Raw genomic sequence first — 16,203 nt, 5'->3', positions numbered from 1 at the left:
GGGCAGCAACGTCGTGACTTTTCAGCAGGACGTCAGCCCTAAAAATTCCACTATCGGCGAGAAAAAATGCTCAAAACCGACAAAAGCGTGGCTTCCTCCGAATTCAACGGTCTGTCTGCACGACGTGTAATACGCCACTGCCTGCCGGAAATCGAGGATTTCATCCCCCGTCTGCTGAATAAGCCAGAGTAAATCCGGGGACTCCAGAGGATCGATCTGCATGACTTTCAGATCATAAACGTGGCGTGACTCTAACACATATTGCTGCCCGGTGTAGGGGTTCTCATTCTGGCCCAGATAGTCAATCAGCAACTCAAACGGCTTGACTGCCGGGTTTACCACCACCGCCGGGACTGCAAAACATTGCGACAACCAGGTGGCGTAATAGCCCCCCAAAGAGGACCCCACGATACCCAGATCCTCTCCCGCCCGTTCCATCACCAGCGACTCCAGCAGGTCTGCGGCATCGGCTGGATAAGGGGGAAGTTGGGGAATGAGCATGGTGATATGCGGGTGGTGCTCCTCTAACCAGATTTTAAACGCGCTGGCTTTCGCCGAGCGCGGTGAACTGTTGAATCCATGCAGGTACAATAACGTACTCATCAATAACCGTCCGAGTCCATGTCCGGCCGGAATTCCTCGCCCTTCAGGCGACAAACTTCAGTCTCAAGACGGCCATCAGGATAGAGATCCAGATAACGCCAGCCCGGAGAGACCGTATCAATAGTGAAATTGGTGCAATGCGGTTTGAACTGCACACAGGTCGACGGCGAGGCCAGCAAACGTCTGCCATACCAATCGAGATCCAATTCCTGATGAATATGTCCGCAAAGCAGCGTATTCACCCGGGGATAGTCCGCCAGTGCGGCGGCCAGCATATGGGCATTGCGCAAACTGTGTTGATCCAGCCAGGTACAGCCGGACGCCGCAGGATGATGGTGCAGCATCAGCAAGGTGTAGCGTTGCGGGTAGGCATCCAGACAACGCTGCATCCACTCGATCTGATACTCACTCAATTCGCCATGCGGAACGCCAAAAACCTGGGTATCGAGCAGAATGATCTGCCAGTGCTCCCCCACCAGCACATGTTTGGAAGGTGCGATCCCCGCATCGGCCAGCGCATCCACCATGGCTGGCTGGAAATCATGATTTCCAGGTAACCAGACGCAAGGAACCGGGATCCTGTGAATGCCCTCGGCAAAATGCCGATAGGCCGCCAACGAATGATCCTGAGCCAGATCCCCGGTAGCAGCCACCAGGTCGAACTCCCGCCGCTCCGCAATAATCGCATCTAAAACGGCACGATAGCTGAGGTAAGTATTCACCCCCAACAACGTTTCTTCTGCACCCGCAAAAAGATGGGTGTCAGTTATTTGTAAAATCCTGACCTTGGCGTCATTCGCCACAGGCAGTTTAAACAGGCTTTCCAAATGGTGTCCTTTGTTATTTAAGTCTGTCTAACAAACCGGAACTGCCATCGCTCCATGCGCCAAGCAATAGCGCAACCAATCAGCAAGAAACTGGTTAATTTGATGCTTTTCGTCGCGTTGATGCAACTTTTTATTCGGATAATCATAACGTGCTTTAAATCGATAGATCTGCTGACTGGAACACACTTCCGCAACCATCGCGTCGTGATACAGCCGAACCGTCATGGCTGGCAGGCTCCAATAGCTTACCGCCGGCACAATCTGCTGGATCTCAATCAAAGAGGTATACCGCGTCGACTCAATTATAGTCAGCCGATAGGTCGCGCCATTCACCTGATAAGATATAGTTTCACCGACTTCGTCATTGCGCGGCATCAAACGGCGCAATTGCGCGAAATTGGTTTCACACAGCCTCATCATTTCAGGAAAATCAGGGATATAGCGCTTCTTCATTAATTTGACCACTCTTGTTTTAGAGATTCATGGTGCAACGCCAACCATTGCAAGGCAATGACAGACGCAGCATTGTCGATAGCTCCCTCTTCCACCCAACGGTAAGCCTGCTCCCGGCTCACTACGTGCAGGCGGATGTCTTCGTTCTCTTCCTCTAAACCATGCAGGCCCTCAGCCAGGGTAGCATCCACTTCTCCCACCAGAATCGACAAACGCTCACTGGTGCCCCCCGGGCTGGCCAAATAACTTAACACGGGTTTACTGCGACCGACCACCAACCCGGCTTCTTCCATTGTTTCGCGACGCGCCACATCCTCAACGCTCTCCCCCGGTTCAATAATACCGGCGACCATTTCCAACAGCCATGGGCTTTGGCTGGTTTCCAGCGCGGCGATACGTATTTGCTCTATCAATACAACTTCGTCGCGAACTGGGTCATAGGGTAGCAGCACCACCGCATGCCCGCGCTCAAAAATCTCACGGGTAACCTCACCACTCATTTCGCCATTGAATAGACGATGGCGGAAGCGATATAACGTGAGTGAAAAAAAACCACTGTACAGCGACTCTCGTGCAATAATTTCTACATCGTTTTGCGTGAAAGTCACCGGTGAACGATCTGAAGCAGCCATTTTTTTCTCCCTTAACGATCCATGATGATAAATTTAACGCGTTTTGCAGGTAACAATGATAAAACAGCATTAATAATATTCAGTCTTGTTTATGTTAGATTAAGTAAATATAGGCAGATGGCACATTCGGCCAACTGGCCTCTCAGGCAGACTCTGGTAGAATTAGCACAATTTCGTTTATCGACAGCGCTACCAAAGCAACATAGCTGCACAACAAGGAATGCAAATGAAGAAACTGCTCCCCCTTCTTATCGGACTAAGCCTGGGCGGCTTTAGTGCAATGAGCCAGGCAGAGAACCTGCTGCAGGTTTATCAACAGGCCAGAGAAAGCAATCCTGACTTGCGTAAGTCTGCCGCAGATCGTGATGCTGCATTCGAAAAAATTAATGAAGCACGCAGTCCATTATTGCCCCAGTTAGGTTTAGGCGCTGACTATACATATACCAATACCTACAAGACCCCCGGCACCGATGGTGAATTGAACCAAAACACCACCGGCGCAGCACTTCAATTGACACAGACTATCTTTGATATGTCCAAATGGCGTGCATTGACGCTGCAAGAGAAACAAGCTGGTATTCAGGATGTTAGCTTCCAGGTTGATCAGCAGGCGTTGATTCTTAATACGGCGACGGCCTATTTCAATGTTTTGAGCGCCATTGATTCGCTCTCTTACACTGAAGCACAGAAACAGGCTATTTACCGTCAGTTGGATCAAACCACCCAGCGTTTCAACGTGGGGCTGGTTGCCATCACCGACGTACAGAACGCCCGCGCACAATATGACAGCGTGCTGGCTGATGAAGTGACCGCCCGTAATAATCTGGACAATGCAGTGGAATCTCTGCGCCAGGTGACCGGTCGTTATTATCCGCAGTTGGCTTCGCTGAACATTGATCGCTTCACCACCCAGCGTCCACAAGCCGTCAACAGCCTGCTGAAAGAAGCGGAAAGCCGCAACCTCAGTCTGCTTTCTGCCCGCTTGTCGCAGGATTTGGCGCGTGAGCAAATCCGTTACGCCGAAACCGGTCATATGCCGACAGTCGGTTTGACGGCTTCGACCAGTGTAGCAAACAGTCGTTACAGCGGTTCGCTGGCAGATTCCACCACCAGCCGTAACGGTGACAGTGGGCAGAACAGCGTTGGCCTGAGTTTCAATCTGCCGCTGTACAGCGGTGGCTCAGTGACGTCTCAGGTGAAACAGGCGCAATTCAACTTTGTCGGCGCCAGTGAGCAGTTGGAAAGCGCGCATCGCAGCGTCGTACAGACCGTGCGTTCCTCGTTTAACAATATTTCGGCGTCGATCAGCAGCGTCAGTGCCTACAAACAGGCCGTTGTGTCTGCGCAAAGTTCTCTGGATGCCATGGAGGCAGGCTATCAGGTCGGCACACGTACCATCGTTGACGTTCTGGATGCCACAACCACGCTGTTCAATGCCAAACAACAGTTGTCCAACGCTCGTTATAACTATCTGATTAATGAACTGAATATCAAATCTGCATTGGGAACGCTCAATGAAAACGACTTACTGTCGCTAAATAGCGCATTAGGTAAAGTCATCCCGACAACGGCTGAGGCGATTGCCCCGGAGAATAGCGCTCAGGATGCCAACGCAGAGGGTTACAATAATCAGCAGGCGGCGGTGCAAACCCCGGCTGCAACACCAACCCGTGTGAATACCACGCCTGCGGCGACTACGTCGACCTCAAGCGCGCGGAACCCATTCAATAACTGATTCATTGAATGAATGAAAACGGCGCGACTCTCAGGGGCGCGCCGTTTTTTTTGGTTTAAAACGTGACACGGTGCACAAGGAAAAGCCTTCCCCGGCCATCTCACCGTGCTGGAAACATTCATACTTTAAATATGAGCACCTTTCCCCTATTCTAAGGCCACTACTGGGAAAGGGCCTGAAAAACCCTGAGTAAGAGGATAAATTACGATGAAACGGACTAAAAACATCAACTTGAGCACATTTCGCAAAGCGTGCCGCACTTACCGTGTTGCACCTATCGCGTTCGCAATAAGCTCCGCGTTTATTTTGTCCGGTTGTGAAAAAGCAGACGAAACCGTCTCGCTGTATCAGAATGCCGATGATTGCTCCGCAGCCAATCCGTCGAATAGCGCACAATGTGTCACCGCGTATAACGAAGCGCAAAAAGAAGCCGCACGCACTGCCCCCAAATACGCCACCCGTGAAGACTGTGTCGCAGAATTCGGTGAGTCACAATGTACCGAAGCGCCTGCCCAGGCAGGTATGGCGGCACAATCCCAACAAAGTGGCAGTATGTGGATGCCGCTGATGGCAGGCTACATGATGGGTCGGATGATGGGCGGTGGCGCGGGTTTTTCGCAACAGCCATTATTCACTTCCAAGGCTGCAAACAGTCCAGCCAATGGGAAATTTGTTGATGCCAGCGGTAAAAACTACGGCGCTGCTACGCCGGGCCGGACAGTTACCGTACCTAAAACTGCCATGGCACCCAAACCTGCAACGACCAGCACCGTAACCCGCGGTGGTTTCGGTGACAGCGTCGCCAAACAGAACACCATGCAGCGCAGCAGTTCCACATCCGGCTCCCGTTCCATGGGCGGATGAGGAAAGAGAAATAAATGAAACGTGTCGCGATCACAGAACGCCCTGACTGGCGTGAAAAAGCCACCGAGTTCGGATTTCAATTTCACACAATGTATGGCGAGCCCTACTGGTGTGAAGATGCGTATTACCAGTTTACGCTGGCGCAGATTGAAGAACTGGAAGATGCCACTGCCGAACTGCACCAAATGTGCCTCAAGGTGGTGGAAAAGGTCGTGAACAGCGATCAGTTGATGACCAAATTCTGCATTCCAAAACATTGCTGGGAATTTGTCAGAAGCTCATGGCGTCTACAGAAACCGTCACTTTATTCGCGTCTGGATTTGGCTTACGACGGCGTGAATCCGCCCAAACTGCTCGAAAATAATGCCGATACGCCCACCTCGCTTTATGAAGCGGCATTCTTCCAATGGTTGTGGTTGGAAGACCAAATCAATGCGGGCAATCTGCCAGAAAATGCTGACCAATTTAACAGCATGCAGGAAAAACTGATCGAGCGTTTCGCTGAGCTCAAAGAGCGTCACGGTTTCGGCCTGCTGCACTTTGCCTGCTGTCAGGATACGCAAGAGGATCGCGGCACCGTACAATACCTTCAGGACTGTGCGCTGGAAGCGGGTTTACCGAGTGAATTCCTGTTTATGGAAGAGATTGGGCTGGGCGAACGAGGCCAATTTACCGATCTGCACGATCAGGTGATCAGCTATCTGTTTAAACTCTATCCTTGGGAATTTATGTTCCGCGAGATCTTTTCGACCAAGCTGGAAGATGCGGGCGTCAGTTGGTTAGAACCCGCCTGGAAAGCGATTCTGTCGAATAAGGCCTTGCTGCCACAGTTGTGGGAAATGTTCCCGGATCACCCGAATTTGTTGCCCGCCTACTTCGCGCAAGACGATCACCCGGAACTGGATCACTACGTCATCAAGCCGCTGTTTTCGCGGGAAGGTGCCAATATCCAGATTATCGAAAATGGTAAGGAAATCGCCCGCGTTGATGGCCCTTACGGTGAAGAAGGGATGATCATCCAGCAATTCCATCCATTGCCACGTTTTGATGACAGCTACACGCTGATTGGCAGTTGGCTGATAGACGATCAACCGTGCGGAATAGGTTTGCGCGAAGACCGTGCGCTGATCACGCAGGATCTGTCGCGGTTCTATCCGCATGTCATTATCGATTAGGGTTTGTTTATCCCGTCAATTTTGCAAAAGACAGGAAGGGTAATGTCTGCATTACCCTCCTTCTTTTTTTCGCAATAACCTTACCCAACCCGCACTGACAGCATACTCAGTGATGCCATCTCAATACCGTCTGTCGGCAGCGTTATCGGTTCTTCACCGTTCCAGCTTCCCAATACATACAATAACGGCAGATAGTGTTCTGGAGAGGGATTCGATAAAGCCGCCCCCTCATGTTCCATAAAATTAACCAGAGGATGATGGTCGCCTTTATAGTCCAGATTATCCCGCACATAATTATTGAACGACTCTGCCCAGGGATATGCCGCGGTATCGCCCTGCCATTTCACCATTCTCAGGTTATGCACAACATTGCCGCTGGCAACAATCAGGACGCCTTCATCACGCAACGCGGCCAGTTTCTGCCCTAACTGATAGTGATATTCGGCTGGCTGCGTTCCATCAATACTCAATTGGACAACCGGAATATCAGCTTCCGGGTACATTTTGATCAACACGCCCCAGGAACCATGGTCAAGGCCCCATTCCGTTTTATCCGCCGTTACTGGTATTGGTGACAACAATTGTTGAACCCTTGCGGCAAGCGCTGGAGATCCCGGAGCCGGGTATTGCGTATCGAATAACGCCTGAGGAAAACCGCCGAAATCATGGATGGTACGCGGTTTTTCCATCGCAGTGACTGCCGTACCCCTGGTGTACCAGTGCGCAGAAATAGCCAAAATAGCTTTAGGTCGCGGCAGGGATTGACCCAATGCACGCCATGCCTGGGTATAACTATTTTCTTCCAGCACATTCATCGGGCTACCGTGGCCGAGGAACAGGGCGGGCATACGTGAAGTGGTCATAGCTAATTCCTTGGACAAAGTGAAAGAGTTGCAGCAACGCCTTTGCAGGACCATCGCCTGATACAAATACGTTACTCTTTTTTAGCCAGGGTTACAGCCGGATAACCATGATGGAGATATTCAATAATTTTGAACAGAGAATCACCGCATCCGGTGGAAGTGGTTTAACGCTCGTCACAAAAAAGGCCGCAATCGCGGCCTTTAAAGGTTTACCAGTGCTGGTAATTATTAAAAATCAATAATTAAAAATCAGCTTGCCTTGCGGGACTCGGATTGGCGGTAAGCCACCAGATCTTCAATGGTAACGACATGCATCTCATGTTTTTTGGCAAACTCAATGACTTCTGGTGCGTGCGCCATGCTGCCATCATCATTCGTCAATTCACACAGGACACCGGCAGGTTTGAAACCAGCCATAGTCACGAGATCAATCGTCGCTTCAGTATGGCCACGGCGGGTCAAAACACCACCCGGTTGACCACGCAGAGGGAATACGTGCCCAGGACGATTGAGATCGGAAGGCTTGGCATCATCCGCGATTGCAGTACGGATAGTCGTCAGGCGATCGCTAGCAGAAACACCGGTAGTCACACCTTTTGCAGCCTCGATGGTCACGGTAAAGGCGGTCTGGAACTGACTGGAATTATGCTCAACCATCATCGGTAATTCGAGTTGCTTGCGGCGTTCATCGGTCAGGCACAGACACACAATTCCGCTGCCATGACGAATACTGAGAGCCATTTGCTCTACAGTCATGGTTTCAGCAGCGAAAATCATATCACCTTCATTTTCACGATTTTCATCATCCAGCACCATTACGCCGCGGCCATTGCGCAGCGCTTCAATCGCGCGTTCTACACGTTCAACTGGCGTACCGAAATCTGAAAGTAGCGTCTGATTCATGGTAAAAAAACCTCATTGTTTATATGGATTACCAGAACCAGGGCGAGCTTGAGGAGGGTAACCGTAACCACTACGGTCAAAAAAATAACGCACGCGGGCATATTAGCCCGACTAAAGCCGTTACTCTCTCCCATCCGGACTATAACCGTCGGCCCCGGAATTACACCGGATCTGCTGACCTCTATACCCGAAGGTATGAGCGCTCGCGGGCTTCCACTCTGATGACATGAGGCCATCAATAAACTTGTGGTTTACCGCCGGTGGGGACTTTCACCCCGCCCTGAGAATAAGCATGTTTACTATAACGCCAATAGAAATTAAGGGCAATTAGCCCGTTGCACAAAATGCACACCAATGCGAAGTCACACACCTGTTGTATAAATGTTTATAGATTGCTTATCTCGGATTACACTAAGCTAAAGCAACTTATCTGCAGAAAAGGTAACTACCATGTTTGACCCGAAAAAAATTGAACAAATCGCACGCCAGGTGCATGAGTCTATGCCGAAAGGTATTCGCGACTTCGGGGATGATGTAGAGAAGAAGATTCGTCAGATACTCCAAAGTCAGCTCACCAGGCTGGATCTGGTCAGTCGTGAAGAGTTTGATGTGCAGACCCAGGTCTTGCTGCGTACACGCGAGAAAGTGGCCATGCTGGAACATCGCCTGAATCAAATGGAAGCGAAGCAAAACCCCGTCGCCATTGTAGAAGATGAAATCAAAGTAGAAAACCAAACCCCTGAGGCGTAATCCTGGAATATGCAGGGCAGCTCAATTGCGCTACCCTGCAGCGACATCCCTGACCTGATTCTTTCTTTTTCCCTTGGCGTCGCGATAATACCGACAAATCACGGGTGCCGTGCTTTTGCCTTTTTCACGCGGGGCAAGAGTAACCACAGTGCGGCAAACATCCCCAGCGCGTACATCGACTTCCAACCAATCATCACCAACAGCAAACAGCACAAAACAGACCCTATCAGTGCCATGGTTTTTGAGCGCCCAGCCAAAATGCGACACCCAGCCAACATACACAGCAAATAGATCAGGACGAAAATCCCGTTGGCATAAACAATCAACGTATCCAGGGGAAGATGCAGCCAATAAATCAGCAAGGTAAATACCAAACAGCTGCCAACCACGACACTCAGCGCATTCACCGGAACTTGTCCGGCAGAAAGTGCTGCCAGCTTGCTGGTTGGACGCTCTTGCGCCTGGGACCATACCAGACGGGAAAAACTCTGCGTGTAAATATTCACGCTCGCAAAACAGGCCAGATAACCAATAATGCAGGCGATCCATAACGCATGCTGGCCAAAAAGTTGCACCACAATCCCTGGCAGGGATGCGGCAGCTTCCCGCCCCTCACCAAAGGCATTAAAGTTCAATACCGCCACGGTACAACCCCAATACACGGCACCGGCGACCAGCAGGCCGATCAGCAATGCGCGGGGAAAATCACGCTCTGGATGCCGGAATTCAGTGGCGAGATGGGCAAACGCTTCAAGGCCGACAAAACACCAGAACATCACAGCCAGCGCATTGGCCATATTAGGGGGAGAGATGTCAGCGACAGCGGGCCAGGGGATTTCTGCTGGCGTAATACCGCCACGCCACCAGATGGCGATTACCATCGCAATGATCAGTATGGCAATCAAGGTTTGAACATTGGCGCTGGATCCGGCACTCCTTGTACCAAGCAACCAAATAATCAGCAGCGTTGCAAGTTGCACCAACAGAAGCTGATCGCTGCTCCAACCAAATGCCGCCTGCCAAAATCCTGCCGCTATCTGCAGTGCAGCGGGTAAACCGAACGGGATAACCGACAGGAATAACCACCCTGTCACGCGCGCCATCCGTGGGCCAAACGCCATCCCCACAAAGTGAGCGGCTCCACCAGCACTGGGAAAATGACGCCCCAATGCGGCAAATGCGATGGCGATGGGAAAAACCAATGCCAACAGAATTGGCCACGCCCACAAGCTGTCCTCGTGGGCGAGTTGTGCTGCCAGTGCAGGTACGGCGAAAACACCCGTACCCAGTAACGACGTTGAGAGCAGTCCCACACCCTGTGCCAGCCCCAGCTCCTGCTTTAATCCACTCACAATACTGACACCTGTCAGATCCGGCGTTTAACCGCGACCCTCTTTAATCGCTTTAATGATATTGGTCGTTGAACATCCATCCTCGAAATTCAATACCTTGACATCCCCACCTGCCGCCCAGACTTCTTTGCTGCCTGCGATATCCTCAGGTTTGTAATCCCCACCTTTTACCAACAGATCAGGCAGAACATCAGCAATCAGGCGTTGCGGCGTATCTTCTTCAAACGGCACAACCCAATCAACCGCTTCGAGCGCGCCCAGAACGATCATGCGCTGTGCCAGAGGATTGACTGGCCGGCTTTCACCCTTGAGGCGCTTGGTAGAGGCATCGCTATTAACCGCCACAATCAGGCGATCGCCAAGTTTACGGGCATTGGCCAGATAAGAGACGTGACCTGCATGCAGAATATCGAAGCAGCCATTGGTCATCACAACGCTTTCACCACGCTGGCGGGCCAGTGCTACTGCCTGCTTCAACTGCTCTTCCGTCATCACACCGAAGCCAGTATCCGAACGACCACGAACCGCATTCTCCAGCTCAATGGGCGATACCGTTGATGTCCCGAGTTTACCGACCACCACGCCCGCCGCCGCATTCGCCAGGAAGCACGACTCTTCAAGCGTGTTGCCTGCAGCCAGCGCGGCAGCCAGTACGCCGATCACCGTGTCACCGGCACCGGTCACGTCATACACTTCCTGCGCCAACGTTGGCAGATGCAACGGGGCTTTGCCCGGCTGCAACAGCGTCATACCCTGTTCTGAACGGGTAATCAGCAACGCGGAAAGTTCGAAATCCGCGATCAGCTTCATGCCACGTTCAACAATCTGTGCGTCACCTTTACAGTGCCCGACCACGGCTTCAAATTCTGAGAGATTCGGGGTCAGCAGCGTGGCTCCACGATAGCGCTCGAAATCAGTCCCTTTGGGATCAATCAAAATCGGTACGCCAGCCGCTTTCGCCAGCGCGATCATTGGCTGTACCTTGCTCAGCGCACCTTTGGCGTAATCAGAAAGAACCAACGCACCGATTTTTGGCAGGCAAGACTGGATACGTTCCAGTATGGGCTGCACATCCACCCCCTCAAATCCCTCTTCGAAGTCCAGGCGAATCAGTTGCTGGTTCCGCGACAATACGCGCAACTTGGTAATCGTCGGGTGCGTGGGAATTGAGACAAAATCACAGTGAACATTCACTTCATTCAGTTTGGCACTCAACGCCCGTGCCGCATCATCGATTCCAGTCAGACCCACCAGACGCGAATTTGCACCCAAAGAAGCAATATTCATCGCGACGTTGGCCGCGCCACCAGGACGCTCTTCGATCGTCTCGACTTTAACCACAGGAACCGGTGCTTCAGGCGAAATACGGCTGGTCGGCCCATACCAATAGCGGTCCAACATCACATCACCAACCACCAGTACACCTGCACGGTGAAAATCAGGCAGATTCACTTTCATCCCATACTCCAGACAGATAAAAATAGTGCGCCGGATAATATCACAGACGCATTAAACGCGATGCAAAAGGCGCATGGCCGTATGCCAAGGTACGTTTCCATCGCATGATGTTGGCATGACAGGCTTACCCCGTCATGGGACTGACGTTATTTTTGCGCGCCGTCTCTCAACCTAACCATTTGCTCCAGCTCGCTGTCACTTGCTTGCGCTCCGTTTCATAACAGTCGTTTGCCATCTTGCCAGACAGCTCTTGCAACGCCAGATGATGAATTTCATCACGCATAGAAACATAGGCATGCGTTAGCGCCGCAGACTCTTCTTCCTCCATGATGCCGTACGTCGCCATCAGCTCAAAAATACGCACATTGTCTGACCAGCGCGTCAGGCGAGGCTCGTGTGCCGCATAACGCAGTACCAAATACTGGGCGATGAACTCAATATCCGTAATCCCGCCCGGATCCGATTTGAGATCAAAACGGTCGCGCTGTTTATTGCCGAGATGGGTGACCATTTTTTCCCGCATCTCGCGGACTTCCTGACGCAATTGCCGATCGTCCCGCGGACGGCAGAGAATGTCGTGACGAATTCGGTCAAACTGTTGATGCAAAAGAGGATCACCATACACAATTCGCGCCCTGACCAACGCCTGATGTTCCCAGGTCCAGGCTTCTTTCTGCTGGTACTCGACAAAAGCATCAACCGTGCTCACCAACATTCCCGCTGCGCCGGACGGACGAAGTCTTGCATCAACTTCGTAGAGGATCCCGGATGACGTGCGGGTGCTGAACAGATGCATAATCCGCTGGGCCAGACGCAAGTAGAACTGTTTACCATCAATGCTACGCTCGCCATCCGTCATCACCTCTGGCGGACAATCCAGCAGGAATACCAAATCCAGATCCGAACTGTAACCCAGTTCCCAACCGCCCAACTTCCCATAACCGATCACGGCAAACCCACGCCCCTCACGGTGTTGCAAATGCGTTGGCTGACCATAGCGTGAGACCATTTGCTTCCAGGCTTGTTGCACGACCGCATCAATAATAGCCTCAGCCAGATAAGTCAGATGGTCGCTGACTTTCATTACTGGCAACGCCTCGGAAATATCACCGGCGGCGATGCGCAATTGCTGTGCCTGTTTGAACTGTCGCAGTGCTTCAAGCTGTTGTTCTTCGTCATCCTCGGGAACGCGCAGCAGGTACTGACGCAATTCGTCACGGTAGGCGCCCGGCGCAAGTGGCTGATACAACGAGTGGGGATCGAGTAACTCATCCAGCAGCAAGGGATATCGCGCAAGCTGATTGGCTACCATCGGGGATGCCGCACAAAGCCGGATCAAGTGCTTTAAAGCGCCGGGGTATTCAACCAATAATTCGATATAGGTCGTGCGGGTAACAATACTCAGCAGAAACTTCGTTAAGCGAACCAGGGTAACATCAGCGTTTGGGCGGACGCAGACCTCAGCCAACAGGCGCGGCATCAGTTGATCAAGCATTTCCCGCCCGCGCGGCCCAATGGTCCGTTTATCGACGTCATGGCGAAATTCGGTAATGGTACGCAGAAGTTGCCGTTTGGAATCTGGATCAAGCTGAGGCGCGAGAGGCGACAGTTCACTCTCTTCCAAGGCATCATGCCAGAGGGTGTTGTAGCGCTCAAAGCCCGGATCTTCGCCAATATCCGGGGTATCGTCGCCGATCAATTCATTGAATACCGCGCGAACCGCCTGCATATGGTTTTCTAGCGCGAGCACAAGTTCATCCCAATTGGCAAACCCCATGCCCCATGCCAATCGCGCCTGATTGAGTCTATCTGCGGGCAATGTTTGTGTCTGCTCATCGGCAATCGCCTGCAAGAGGTTTTCGAGACGGCGCAAGAACAGGTAGCCGGAACTCAAATCCTCAATCTGGTTGTCTGGCAATAAACCCAGTTCACGTACCGCCTTTAGCGTAGGCAGCAAGGCTCGCTGTTGCAAAGAAGGTTCCCGCCCACCGCGTATTAACTGGAAAACCTGGGTAATAAATTCGATTTCGCGGATGCCGCCAGCACCCAGTTTGATGTTGTCCTTCAAGCCGCGTCGGCGAACTTCGCGGGCGATCATTCCCTTCATATTGCGCAATGACTGAATCACGCTGAAATCAATATAGCGGCGGAAAACAAAAGGCCTCAGGGTTCGACGCAATTCCTGACTGTAATGATCGTCAGCGCCACCCATCAGGCGTGCCTTGACCATGGCGTAGCGCTCCCAGTCCCGTCCTTGCTCCTGGTAATAATCCTCAAGCGCAGAGAAACTCATGACCAGCGGCCCGCTCTCGCCAAATGGCCGTAAACGCATGTCTACGCGATAGACAAATCCGTCAATGGTCGGTTGATCCAACGCTTTAATTAACCGCTGCCCCAGACGGGTGAAAAATTGCGCATTGTCCAGTTCTCGCCTTCCTCCCCGCGTTTGACCGTTTTCGGGATAGGCAAAAATCAGATCAATATCGGAAGAAAAATTAAGCTCTCCGCCCCCCAGTTTCCCCATTCCCAGGATCAGAAGAGGTTGAGCTTCTCCGTGTACGTTGGTTGGCGTCCCCCATTCGCGGCAACAGGCGTCGTAAAGCCACTGCCGGGCGCTGACGATCAGGGTTTCTGCCAATTCGCTGAGTTGCTTAAGTGTCTGTTCGGGAGTGCTGGTCTGTAAGGTTTGTGACCAGGAGATACGGGTCAGAATCTGACGACGGAAGAGCCTTAACGTGTGCATCAGGCTGGCTTCATCACTCACTTCGTGTAAAGCCTGCGCCAGCCACAGCGGATAATGCTCAAATTCCTGCGGTTCAGGGGGCTGTTGATGTAACGCCTGCCACCACTCGGGATGGGCAACCAGGCTATCGCTGACAAAATCACTTAACGCAAGGGCCGCTCTGTCATACCCGTCAGGGACTGAACTGCCTGAAAGTGATGGGGTTAAACGCTGTAAAACAGTTTCGGCCTGCGCATCAAGCTCAGGAGTCAGTGGCAGCATGTCAGATCCCTTTTAACGTTTTGGCCCGGTCTTCAGCCGGGCCCTTGTACAATTAACTCGCCGTACCATTTAACCAGAACGGAGCCTGCAGTAACGCGTGCTTGCGTGCAGCTTCGAGCCAGGCTTGTTGCTGCTGGACAATAGACTGTTGCAACGTCTGCCAGCTCTCGATATAGGGCTGCCAGGCACTGGCTGGATACGCGCCAGACAAGAGATGGAAGGCAATAATTTGGCGTGACAGACGAGGTAATTGATCAATATAGCCCTCGTCGGTCAATGGGGTAAAGAATGCGTCTTTCAACTCTGCCCGGCAACGCCCCAGCATGATGTCGGAAAAACGTTTGAATGAGCCAGCGAGCTTTTTCTGCGACTTGTCGTCAATGAAAGGCTTCCAGGCTTCAGTAATCAGCCACGATGTAAGTACCAACTTACATTTTAGGTAGTCGGTGCTGAAGCACAGTGCCTCGGCTTCGACATCAGCCTCTTCGATTTGCGGCTCAATGGACGTGAGCAAGGCGCGTAATTCGGTCGTCGCCTTCCGCGGAATCAAGCCGCCAAAGAGGGTCAGCGTCTGACGGATTGCTCCCAGCGCCTCAATCACTGAATGACGGGCACTGGCATCACCACGCAGCCAGAGCTCTTCATGATATTGCCAATGGCTGAGGGCCATTTCCAGCGCGCAAACCATGCCCTGTTCCACTGTGGCTTTCGGCGGCGCAATAAGAACCGGTAGGGCGCGTAATTTACGAGGCTCATTACCCTGCGCCAAATGATAACCGCGCGCGGCTTTGCTCAAACTGCTCTGGCGTAATCCCCCGTGACTGCCCAAGAGGGTCGCCAATGCCAGAAGATCGTCTACGCTACCCTGTTTGAGCTCAAGTTCGATTTCACAAAGCGGCTCACTCAACTCACCGGCACTGAATGTCCCCTGATCGAGAGCAAGTTCAATCTCGCTCTGCTGGTAAGTGATTACCCACTTCTCACGCACAAAATCTGTCCAGAACAGCGGCTGTAGCTCTGCTTGCAGTTTGGCTACATCACAACCTTCTGGCCAAATCTCTGCAGGAAACAGGGCAATATCCAACTGAGCTTCCGACAGTGGGATATTATATTCCGGACGCTGATATAACCCACCGGTCACTTTGCCGCCGATTTTGAGCGTCATTTCGTATTGATCATCATAACCACGGATACGCAAACCAAAATTATAGTTTCGTAGTGTATTATCTGGCGTTTCGTAATAGATATTCGTCAGCGTTTGAGGCGCGACGTGCTGAAACGTCAGACCGGACAGGGTTGCAGGCAGATCGGCGATGGCTGCCGGACTGGCGATGAACTTTAGTTCTATTTCTACGGTCATAATCTCATTCACACCAAGGTTTTCCAAAGCATGGAGATACTTTGGGATTAACTGAATATCGATAAATACTATCTCAGGTAGGGGGGATAAGTCTCTCGGGGCGGCGTGAAATATGCTGCCATGCCGCATCAAACCTGATTGTAGGATAGTTCTCATTCCGGTTTATGCGTTGCACCGTCAAACTGAACCCTCTACTATCGTTCCATAAATTCACTCAGAAACGA

General features: G+C 51.9%; 14 protein-coding genes and 1 riboswitch. Of the genes, 4 read left to right on the top strand and 10 right to left on the bottom strand.

Annotated elements, in window-relative coordinates; all coding sequences use genetic code 11:
• Window positions 1–21: 21 nt before the first annotated feature.
• From yqiA to nudF, 4 genes are read right to left on the bottom strand one after another with little or no spacing between them, the layout of a single operon-like run.
• Window positions 22–603, bottom strand: a complete 582-nt coding sequence (gene yqiA, locus DRI82_RS04515; protein ID WP_114192292.1) for an esterase YqiA — start codon at window positions 601–603, stop codon at window positions 22–24.
• Entirely contained in the window at window positions 603–1,430 is an 828-nt protein-coding gene (cpdA, locus tag DRI82_RS04510) for a 3',5'-cyclic-AMP phosphodiesterase (RefSeq protein WP_114192291.1), read from the bottom strand. Before cpdA ends, yqiA begins: the two co-directional genes overlap by 1 nt.
• Before the next feature lie 27 nt (window positions 1,431–1,457).
• Complete coding sequence (locus DRI82_RS04505; RefSeq protein WP_114192290.1) at window positions 1,458–1,883, bottom strand: DUF1249 family protein; 426 nt, start codon at window positions 1,881–1,883, stop codon at window positions 1,458–1,460.
• Window positions 1,883–2,515 (bottom strand): ADP-ribose diphosphatase, encoded by a 633-nt coding sequence (nudF, locus tag DRI82_RS04500; RefSeq protein ID WP_114192289.1) that lies wholly within the window; start codon window positions 2,513–2,515, stop codon window positions 1,883–1,885. The genes DRI82_RS04505 and nudF overlap by 1 nt, the downstream gene beginning before the upstream one ends.
• 226 nt (window positions 2,516–2,741) lie before the next feature.
• On the opposite strand from nudF, the gene tolC reads away from it, so the two are divergent.
• The 3 genes from tolC (at window position 2,742) to DRI82_RS04485 (ending at window position 6,289) form a co-directional block, all read left to right on the top strand.
• A complete protein-coding gene (tolC, locus tag DRI82_RS04495) occupies window positions 2,742–4,250 on the top strand; it encodes an outer membrane channel protein TolC (RefSeq protein ID WP_114192288.1) in 1,509 nt (502 codons plus the stop codon).
• Between the two features lie 207 nt (window positions 4,251–4,457).
• Window positions 4,458–5,114, top strand: coding sequence for a DUF1190 family protein (locus DRI82_RS04490; protein WP_114192287.1), 657 nt, complete (start codon window positions 4,458–4,460; stop codon window positions 5,112–5,114).
• Between the two features lie 14 nt (window positions 5,115–5,128).
• The gene (locus DRI82_RS04485; RefSeq protein WP_114192286.1) at window positions 5,129–6,289 is read left to right on the top strand and encodes a glutathionylspermidine synthase family protein; all 1,161 of its coding nucleotides are present in this window, start codon (window positions 5,129–5,131) and stop codon (window positions 6,287–6,289) included.
• Window positions 6,290–6,369: 80 nt separating this feature from the next.
• Here the strand turns inward: DRI82_RS04485 and ygiD are convergent, their stop codons facing one another.
• Both ygiD and ribB read right to left on the bottom strand, forming a co-directional pair.
• Window positions 6,370–7,152: a 4,5-DOPA-extradiol-dioxygenase gene (gene ygiD / locus DRI82_RS04480; protein WP_114192285.1), complete on the bottom strand. Its 783-nt coding sequence runs from the start codon at window positions 7,150–7,152 to the stop codon at window positions 6,370–6,372.
• 249 nt (window positions 7,153–7,401) lie between these two features.
• A complete protein-coding gene (gene ribB / locus DRI82_RS04475) occupies window positions 7,402–8,055 on the bottom strand; it encodes a 3,4-dihydroxy-2-butanone-4-phosphate synthase (protein WP_114192284.1) in 654 nt (217 codons plus the stop codon).
• A gap of 118 nt (window positions 8,056–8,173) precedes the next feature.
• A riboswitch (FMN riboswitch) is annotated at window positions 8,174–8,347 on the bottom strand.
• Between the two features lie 158 nt (window positions 8,348–8,505).
• On the opposite strand from ribB, the gene ubiK reads away from it, so the two are divergent.
• Window positions 8,506–8,805 carry a ubiquinone biosynthesis accessory factor UbiK gene (ubiK, locus tag DRI82_RS04470; RefSeq protein ID WP_114192283.1) on the top strand — a complete coding sequence of 100 codons (300 nt, stop codon included), beginning with the start codon at window positions 8,506–8,508 and terminating at the stop codon, window positions 8,803–8,805.
• A gap of 98 nt (window positions 8,806–8,903) precedes the next feature.
• On the opposite strand, the gene yjeH is transcribed toward ubiK, so the two are convergent.
• The 4 genes from yjeH to DRI82_RS04450 all read right to left on the bottom strand — a co-directional run bounded on the left by yjeH (window position 8,904) and on the right by DRI82_RS04450 (window position 15,979).
• Window positions 8,904–10,157 carry an L-methionine/branched-chain amino acid transporter gene (gene yjeH / locus DRI82_RS04465; protein WP_114192282.1) on the bottom strand — a complete coding sequence of 418 codons (1,254 nt, stop codon included), beginning with the start codon at window positions 10,155–10,157 and terminating at the stop codon, window positions 8,904–8,906.
• Between the two features lie 27 nt (window positions 10,158–10,184).
• Window positions 10,185–11,615: a bifunctional D-glycero-beta-D-manno-heptose-7-phosphate kinase/D-glycero-beta-D-manno-heptose 1-phosphate adenylyltransferase HldE gene (gene hldE, locus DRI82_RS04460; RefSeq protein WP_114192281.1), complete on the bottom strand. Its 1,431-nt coding sequence runs from the start codon at window positions 11,613–11,615 to the stop codon at window positions 10,185–10,187.
• 166 nt (window positions 11,616–11,781) lie between these two features.
• Complete coding sequence (glnE, locus tag DRI82_RS04455) at window positions 11,782–14,619, bottom strand: bifunctional [glutamate--ammonia ligase]-adenylyl-L-tyrosine phosphorylase/[glutamate--ammonia-ligase] adenylyltransferase (protein ID WP_114192280.1); 2,838 nt, start codon at window positions 14,617–14,619, stop codon at window positions 11,782–11,784.
• 52 nt (window positions 14,620–14,671) lie between these two features.
• Window positions 14,672–15,979: a CYTH domain-containing protein gene (locus DRI82_RS04450; RefSeq protein ID WP_114192279.1), complete on the bottom strand. Its 1,308-nt coding sequence runs from the start codon at window positions 15,977–15,979 to the stop codon at window positions 14,672–14,674.
• Window positions 15,980–16,203 lie beyond the last annotated feature (224 nt).

It is taken from the genome of Edaphovirga cremea (assembly GCF_003332275.1).
GTDB lineage: Bacteria > Pseudomonadota > Gammaproteobacteria > Enterobacterales > Enterobacteriaceae > Edaphovirga > Edaphovirga cremea.
The sequence above is the reverse complement of the archived record's forward strand: the minus strand, read 5'-3'. Positions and strand labels throughout refer to the sequence as shown.

Bases quoted from the DNA above. Each gene is read 5' to 3' on its own strand.
- ribB (WP_114192284.1), bottom strand. From the start codon at position 8,055: ATGAATCAGACGCTACTTTCAGATTTCGGTACGCCAGTTGAACGTGTA.
- DRI82_RS04450 (WP_114192279.1), bottom strand. From the start codon at position 15,979: ATGACCGTAGAAATAGAACTAAAGTTCATCGCCAGTCCGGCAGCCATC.
- yqiA (WP_114192292.1), bottom strand. From the start codon at position 603: ATGAGTACGTTATTGTACCTGCATGGATTCAACAGTTCACCGCGCTCG.
- DRI82_RS04505 (WP_114192290.1), bottom strand. From the start codon at position 1,883: ATGAAGAAGCGCTATATCCCTGATTTTCCTGAAATGATGAGGCTGTGT.
- DRI82_RS04485 (WP_114192286.1), top strand. From the start codon at position 5,129: ATGAAACGTGTCGCGATCACAGAACGCCCTGACTGGCGTGAAAAAGCC.
- glnE (WP_114192280.1), bottom strand. From the start codon at position 14,619: ATGCTGCCACTGACTCCTGAGCTTGATGCGCAGGCCGAAACTGTTTTA.
- ygiD (WP_114192285.1), bottom strand. From the start codon at position 7,152: ATGACCACTTCACGTATGCCCGCCCTGTTCCTCGGCCACGGTAGCCCG.
- DRI82_RS04490 (WP_114192287.1), top strand. From the start codon at position 4,458: ATGAAACGGACTAAAAACATCAACTTGAGCACATTTCGCAAAGCGTGC.
- hldE (WP_114192281.1), bottom strand. From the start codon at position 11,615: ATGAAAGTGAATCTGCCTGATTTTCACCGTGCAGGTGTACTGGTGGTT.
- ubiK (WP_114192283.1), top strand. From the start codon at position 8,506: ATGTTTGACCCGAAAAAAATTGAACAAATCGCACGCCAGGTGCATGAG.
- nudF (WP_114192289.1), bottom strand. From the start codon at position 2,515: ATGGCTGCTTCAGATCGTTCACCGGTGACTTTCACGCAAAACGATGTA.
- tolC (WP_114192288.1), top strand. From the start codon at position 2,742: ATGAAGAAACTGCTCCCCCTTCTTATCGGACTAAGCCTGGGCGGCTTT.